Consider the following 6,705-nt stretch of genomic DNA (forward strand, 5'->3'; position numbering starts at 1 on the left):
GCGCTCTACCCCTCCGGCCTGAAGACCGGATTTTTGCCGCGCAAATTAATGAAGGATGGCCCATGCTTGACAACCTGACGACACGCTTAAGTGGCGTGATCAAGACGCTGCGCGGTAACGCGCGCCTCTCCGAATCCAACATCCAGGACGCGATGCGCGAAGTACGCATGGCGCTCTTGGAAGCCGACGTGGCCCTGCCCGTGGTCAAGTCCTTTATCGCCCAGGTCAAAGAGCGCGCGCTCGGCCAGGACGTGATGGGCAGCCTGACCCCGGGTCAGGCACTGGTTGGCGTGGTCAACGAAGAGTTGACCCGCTTGATGGGCGACAAAAACGACGCCCTCAACCTCGCCGCCCAGCCGCCGGCCGTGGTACTGATGGCCGGCCTGCAAGGGGCGGGTAAAACCACCACCGTCGGCAAGCTCGCCAAGCTGCTGAAAGAAACGCAGAAGAAAAAAGTACTGGTGGTCTCGGCCGACGTCTACCGTCCGGCCGCCATCGAACAACTGAAACTGCTGGCGGAACAGGCCGGCGTCGAGTGGTTCCCGTCGGAGGGTTCGCAAAAGCCGGTCGATATCGCGCTTGCCGCCATCGACCATGCCCGCCGCTATCACTTCGATGTGTTGATGGTCGACACCGCCGGCCGTCTGGCGATCGACGAAGCGATGATGGCCGAGATCAAGGCGCTGCACGCTGCGGTCAAACCGGTCGAGACCTTGTTCGTGGTCGACGCCATGCAGGGGCAGGATGCGGTCAATACCGCGCAGGCCTTCGGCGAAGCGCTGCCGCTGACCGGTGTGATACTGACCAAGATGGATGGCGACTCGCGCGGTGGCGCGGCGCTGTCGGTACGCCATGTCACCGGCAAGCCGATCAAGTTTATCGGTGTCGGCGAAAAGCTCACCGGCCTGGAGCCCTTCTACCCTGACCGTATTGCCAGCCGCATCCTGGGCATGGGTGATGTCCTCAGCCTGATCGAAGACGTGCAAAAAGGCATGGATCAGGACGAAGCGGCCAAGATCGCCAAGAAGCTCAAGTCGGGCAAGGGCTTCGATCTGGAAGACTTCCTCGGCCAGATGCAGCAGATGAAGAAGATGGGCGGCGTCACCAGCATGCTGGAAAAAATGCCGGGCCAGATGGGCCAGATGGCGAAAGGCATCAAGGGCGACGAGGCCGAAAAATCACTGCGCCGCATCGAAGGCATTATCTATTCGATGACCCCGCTGGAGCGGCGCAAGCCCGAGCTACTGAAAGCCAGCCGCAAACGCCGCATCGCCAGCGGCGCCGGCGTATCGGTACAGGAAGTCAACAAGCTGCTCAAGCAATTTGAAGAAATGCAGAAGATGATGAAGCAGTTCTCCAAGGGCGGCCTGTCCAAGATGATGCGCGGCATGAAGGGCATGTTGCCGGGCATGTAAGCCGGTAGCGCCCGCCAAAAAAACAAGCGGGCCCATAGAAGGCCCGTTGCAACCGCCAAAGGAAGAAACCGCATGCAGCCCGACGTCGTGGCATCAGACCGACGGCTCATCGCGACGCTGCAAGTGACCGCCGCACTCAAGCCGATGCGGCCGTTAGCTGATTTACCATGAAACGCCGGCCAAAGCGCCGGCACCCAGCCTGGAAATACTCGTCATGACCTTGAATGCACTGACCGCCCTTTCCCCACTCGATGGCCGTTACGCCAGCCAGATTGAGCCCTTGCGCAATCTGTTCTCCGAATACGGCCTGATGAAGTTCCGCATCAAGGTGGAACTGGAGTGGCTGAAAATGCTCGCCGCCGAGCCGGGTATCAGCGAAGTAAAGCCGTTTTCCACCGCGACCCTGCATGAAATCGATGATGTGATCGCCCACTTCAGCGTGGCCCACGCCGAAGAAGTGAAGGCCATCGAAGCGCGTACCAACCACGATGTCAAAGCAATCGAGTACTGGCTGAAAGAGCGCCTGTCCGGCAATCCGGAAATCATGGCCGCCAGCGAGTTCATCCACTTTGCCTGCACCAGCGAAGACATCAACAACCTCAGCCACGCGCTGATGCTCAAAACCGCACGCAACACCGTGATCCTGCCGGGGCTGAACGAAGTGATTGCCCGCCTGAGCACGCTGTCGCATGAACTGGCCGCCATGCCGATGATGTGCCGCACCCACGGCCAGCCGGCAACGCCATCCACCCTGGGCAAAGAACTGGCCAATGTGGTGTACCGCCTCAAGCGCCAGCACGAGCAACTGGTCAAGCAGGAGATTCTGGGCAAGATCAACGGCGCCGTCGGCAACTACAATGCCCATCTGGCCGCCTACCCCGACGTAGACTGGGAAAGCCTGTGCCGCCGCTTTGTATCCGGCCTTGGCATCACCTTCAACCCGTACACCATCCAGATCGAGCCGCATGACTATATGGCCGAGATGTATCAGAACCTGTCGCGCGTCAACACCATCCTGATCGACCTGAACCGCGACGTCTGGGGCTATATCTCGCTGGGTTACTTCAAGCAGAAGGTCAAGGCCGGCGAAGTGGGCAGCTCGACCATGCCGCACAAGGTCAACCCTATCGATTTCGAAAACTCGGAAGGCAACCTCGGTCTGGCCAATGCCGTCATGGGCCATCTGGCCGACAAGCTGCCACTGAGCCGCTGGCAGCGCGACCTGACCGACTCCACCGTGCTGCGCAATATGGGTGTCGGCATGGGTTACACCCTGCTGGGCTTCAAGTCCTGCCTCAAGGGCCTGAACAAGCTGGAAGTCAACCCGGCGGCACTGGCTGCCGATCTGGACGCGACATGGGAGCTGCTGGCCGAGCCTATCCAGACCGTGATGCGCCGCTATGCGATCGCCAACCCGTACGAGCAGCTGAAAGACCTGACCCGCGGCAAGGGCGGTGTCACCAAGGCTACGCTGGCGGCCTTTATCAACGGCCTGGAAATTCCGGACCACGAAAAGACCCGTTTGCTGGAATTGTCGCCGGCAAGCTATGTCGGCAAGGCCGAAGAACTGGCCCGCCGCATCTAAGCGGCAGCGATCCCTGTAAAACGCCACCTGATGCGAGGTGGCGTTTTTCTTGTGCCCTGCACTACCGGACATGAATGCAAAAAACCCGATGCATGGGCATCGGGTTTTTGTTTTGGTTGCGGGGGCAGGATTCGAACCTACGACCTTCGGGTTATGAGCCCGACGAGCTACCAGACTGCTCCACCCCGCGACAGAGGTGTTTTGGCACGAGGCCCCGGAGACTCATCCGGTTGAAACTGGTTGCGGGGGCAGGATTCGAACCTACGACCTTCGGGTTATGAGCCCGACGAGCTACCAGACTGCTCCACCCCGCGACTGAAATATTTTGGCACTAAGCCCCGGATACTCATCCGGTTGAAACTGGTTGCGGGAGCAGGATTCGAACCTACGACCTTCGGGTTATGAGCCCGACGAGCTACCAGACTGCTCCATCCCGCGACTGAACGACTTGCCTACCGGTAACACCGGTACTGCGAAAACTGGTTGCGGGGGCAGGATTCGAACCTACGACCTTCGGGTTATGAGCCCGACGAGCTACCAGACTGCTCCACCCCGCGACTGAGAAATGCATAATACTCATCAAGACCCCGGTTGTCAATTTAAATTAACAATTACCCGCCCTCAGCCCGGTATCCGCTTATATCGACCACGACACCCAGCCAAAGTACCAGCTAGCCAAAATAATCAGGCCGAACACGATGCGGTACCAGGCAAAAACATTGAAGGTATGGCCGGAAACAAAACGGATCAGCCAGCGCACCAGGATCAGGGCACTGATAAACGAAGACACCATACCGACGGCGAACACCGGAATATCGGCAGGGCTAAACAGATGCCAGTTCTTGTACACATCGTAAATGGTGGCGGCGAACATGGTCGGTACAGCGAGGAAAAACGAAAACTCGGTCGCCACCTTGCGGTCCAGCCCGAACAGCATACCGCCGATGATGGTCGCGCCCGAACGCGATGTCCCCGGTACCATGGCAAACACCTGCGCCACGCCGACTTTCAGCGCATCCAGCTTGCTCATCGCATCCACATCATGCACACGCGGCGGCACATCGACTTGACGGCGCTCGGCCCACAAAATAACGAAACCACCGGCCACCAGTGCCATCGCGACGCAAATCGGATTAAACAGATACTGCTTGATCGCCCCGATTGCCAGAAAACCGATCACGGCCGACGGCAGGAAGGCGATGATCAGATTGGAAACAAAGCGCAGCGATGCCGGCTCGCGCCCCAGCATGCCACAGGCAACATGGGTGAAACGCGCACGGTATTCCCATACCACTGCCAGAATGGCCCCCAGCTGGATCACCACCTCGAACACCTTGCCGGTACTGTTATTGAAGTCGATCAGGTCGCCAACGATGATCAGGTGGCCGGTACTGGACACCGGCAAAAATTCCGTCAGACCTTCGACGATACCAAGCAATAGCGCCTTGGCGAGGATGAGCCATTCCACGATGGATTCACTTTCAAATTCGAGAGGAGCAATAAACAAATATCCGGCCATGAGGCCGGATAGGGCAAAACCAAACCGCCTAGCCTTACTTCTTCTCGGCGCGAACCTTGGCAATCAGCTCGTTCACAACCTGTACGATGCGCTGCGGATCGGCAGGGGCAACGGCGTACTTGCCAGCAACCACCACCAGCGGTGTGCCTTCCACCTGATAGTCACGCGTCAGCTTGGCGGCGCGGTTGACACTGGCCTGCATCCCGAACGATTTGAAGGTATCCATAAACCGCTTGGCGTCTACCCCCGGCTGTTTGGCAACCCAGCCAGCCAGCACCGCCTCATCCCCCAGATTCACCCGCTGCTTCATCACGGCTTCAAACGCCGGACGATGCAGTTTTTCTTCGGTGCCGGTGGCTTTCATCGTGGCCTGCAGCTTGGCAAAACCTTCCATATTTTTGCCCCATACCACCTGCTCACTGCTCACAAGCACATCCGCCGGCTGGGTTTTCTTCCAGCTAGCCATGACAGGCTGGAGGTTGTAGCAATGGATGCAGCTATAAGAGAAAAATTCGACCACAGCAATCTTGCCTGCCGGGGTGGGCTGTGCCTTGGGCAACACCGTGTAATCCTTGCCCGCGACAATTGCAGCCTGCGCGAGGCCGCTCATCAACATCAGCCCCATTACCAGCCATTTTTTCATTACATTTTCCTTTTCGTTTTTCGGTCTTTAATCAGGGTTTCAACAAATCACTCGCCACACCACCCGCCTTGAGCTGGGCACGCACGCGCTCGGCATCCGTCTGACGGGCGAAGGGCCCGATACGGACGCGATGCAAAATACCCTTGTCGGTTTCTGCGGTATGAATGCTGGCTTCGACCCCCATCAGTGCCAGTTTGGCCTTGAGGTTGTCGGCTTCACCTTCGTTGGCAAAGGCACCAGCCTGCAGGCTATAGTTCTTGGCCGTCACCGTATGGCTAGGCGCGGCCTCGGGCACACCAGGCAAGGCATCGATCTTGCCCGGCAGAATTTTATAGAAGTCAAAGCGCTCGCCATTTTGACTGGTCGCAGCCCTGGGGGCTTCAGCAGGCAGTGACGCCGGTGGCGATACCGGGGGCGGCAACGATACCGCCGGTGCCGCCTCAGGCGGCATACTGGCCGTCGGCTTGACCTCTTGCAGACCGGAGCCGGGCTCCAGCAGCGTAACATCCGGCGTAGACGCGCTTGCCGTTTGCTGGCGCTCCACCTGTTTATCCATATTACTAAACGGGGTAGATGCGCGATTGAAGAACATCATCACGCCGACAACAACCCCGACACCGATAATCAGGCCGACCAACATCCCGGTCAGCAAGCCGCCCCCCTTTTTCTGACGGGGCGCAGCGGCCCTTGATGGACGGGCGCTACTTTTATAATCGCGATTGCTCATTAAAATCCAAAACCTGATAAAAAATCATAGACGGCATCACACCGCCCCATCCCCCAGTGCCCGCCGCATCTGCAAGGCCAGCAGCACATGCGCGCGCCCGATGCCGGGCACGGCATCGCGATCGGCCAGCGTGCGTGCCACCTTGAGAATACGATGGTAAGCACGCGCAGACAATGCCATACGGTTTACCACTGTTTCCAGAACGGCAAGTGCCGCCGTATCGGCCACACAAAAGATCCCGACCTCGGCCGCAGTCAGCGCGGCATTCATCTTGCCTTGGCGCGCCATTTGGCGCTCGCGGGCCAGTTGCACGCGGGCGGCGACCACGGCACTTCCCTCCCCGGCCGCGGCGCATTGCAAATCGGCAGCAGGCAACGGCGGCACTTCCAGCAATAAATCGATGCGGTCCAGCAGCGGGCCGGAGATTTTACCCCGATACCGGCTAATTTGCTCGGGTGTACAGCGACAAGCGCGCTGCGGATGACCAAGATAGCCGCACGGACAAGGATTCATGGCGGCAATCAGCTGAAAAGCAGCCGGAAAAGTCACTTGCCGTGCCGCACGCGAAATACGGACTTCGCCCGATTCCAGCGGTTCACGCAGGGATTCCAGTACCCTGCGGTCAAACTCGGGCAATTCATCCAGAAACAGCACGCCACGGTGCGCCAGACTGATCTCGCCAGGGTGCGGATCGGAGCCGCCACCGACCATGGCCACTGCAGATGCGGAGTGATGCGGCGCCCGAAACGGGCGCTGCCCCCAACTGTCGGCCACAAAACCGCTACTGCCCAATGATTGCAGCGCAGCGACTTCCAG

6 protein-coding genes and 4 tRNA genes are annotated in these 6,705 nt (G+C 59.1%); 2 read left to right on the top strand and 8 right to left on the bottom strand.

Features of this window, described 5'->3' with window-relative positions; genetic code table 11:
* The first annotated feature begins 62 nt into the window (after window positions 1–62).
* Window positions 63–1,415, top strand: coding sequence for a signal recognition particle protein (gene ffh, locus ACRC1E_RS02380; RefSeq protein ID WP_438513507.1), 1,353 nt, complete (start codon window positions 63–65; stop codon window positions 1,413–1,415).
* A gap of 214 nt (window positions 1,416–1,629) precedes the next feature.
* Window positions 1,630–3,000: an adenylosuccinate lyase gene (gene purB, locus ACRC1E_RS02385; protein ID WP_438513508.1), complete on the top strand. Its 1,371-nt coding sequence runs from the start codon at window positions 1,630–1,632 to the stop codon at window positions 2,998–3,000.
* 113 nt (window positions 3,001–3,113) lie between these two features.
* On the opposite strand, the gene ACRC1E_RS02390 is transcribed toward purB, so the two are convergent.
* The 8 genes from ACRC1E_RS02390 to ACRC1E_RS02425 all read right to left on the bottom strand — a co-directional run.
* Window positions 3,114–3,190, bottom strand: a tRNA-Met gene (locus ACRC1E_RS02390).
* Between the two features lie 47 nt (window positions 3,191–3,237).
* Window positions 3,238–3,314, bottom strand: a tRNA-Met gene (locus ACRC1E_RS02395).
* A 47-nt stretch (window positions 3,315–3,361) separates the two neighbouring features.
* Window positions 3,362–3,438 (bottom strand) — tRNA-Met (locus tag ACRC1E_RS02400).
* Window positions 3,439–3,480: 42 nt separating this feature from the next.
* Window positions 3,481–3,557, bottom strand: a tRNA-Met gene (locus tag ACRC1E_RS02405).
* Between the two features lie 80 nt (window positions 3,558–3,637).
* Entirely contained in the window at window positions 3,638–4,468 is an 831-nt protein-coding gene (locus tag ACRC1E_RS02410; RefSeq protein WP_438513509.1) for an undecaprenyl-diphosphate phosphatase, read from the bottom strand.
* An 85-nt stretch (window positions 4,469–4,553) separates the two neighbouring features.
* The gene (locus ACRC1E_RS02415) at window positions 4,554–5,162 is read right to left on the bottom strand and encodes a thiol:disulfide interchange protein DsbA/DsbL (protein WP_438513510.1); all 609 of its coding nucleotides are present in this window, start codon (window positions 5,160–5,162) and stop codon (window positions 4,554–4,556) included.
* 31 nt (window positions 5,163–5,193) lie between these two features.
* Window positions 5,194–5,814, bottom strand: coding sequence for an SPOR domain-containing protein (locus ACRC1E_RS02420; RefSeq protein WP_438513511.1), 621 nt, complete (start codon window positions 5,812–5,814; stop codon window positions 5,194–5,196).
* 111 nt (window positions 5,815–5,925) lie between these two features.
* The coding region (locus tag ACRC1E_RS02425) for a YifB family Mg chelatase-like AAA ATPase (protein ID WP_438513512.1) at window positions 5,926–6,705 on the bottom strand (780 nt) is incomplete at its 5' end.

The organism is Craterilacuibacter sp. (assembly GCF_051659485.1).
Lineage (GTDB): Bacteria > Pseudomonadota > Gammaproteobacteria > Burkholderiales > Chromobacteriaceae > Craterilacuibacter.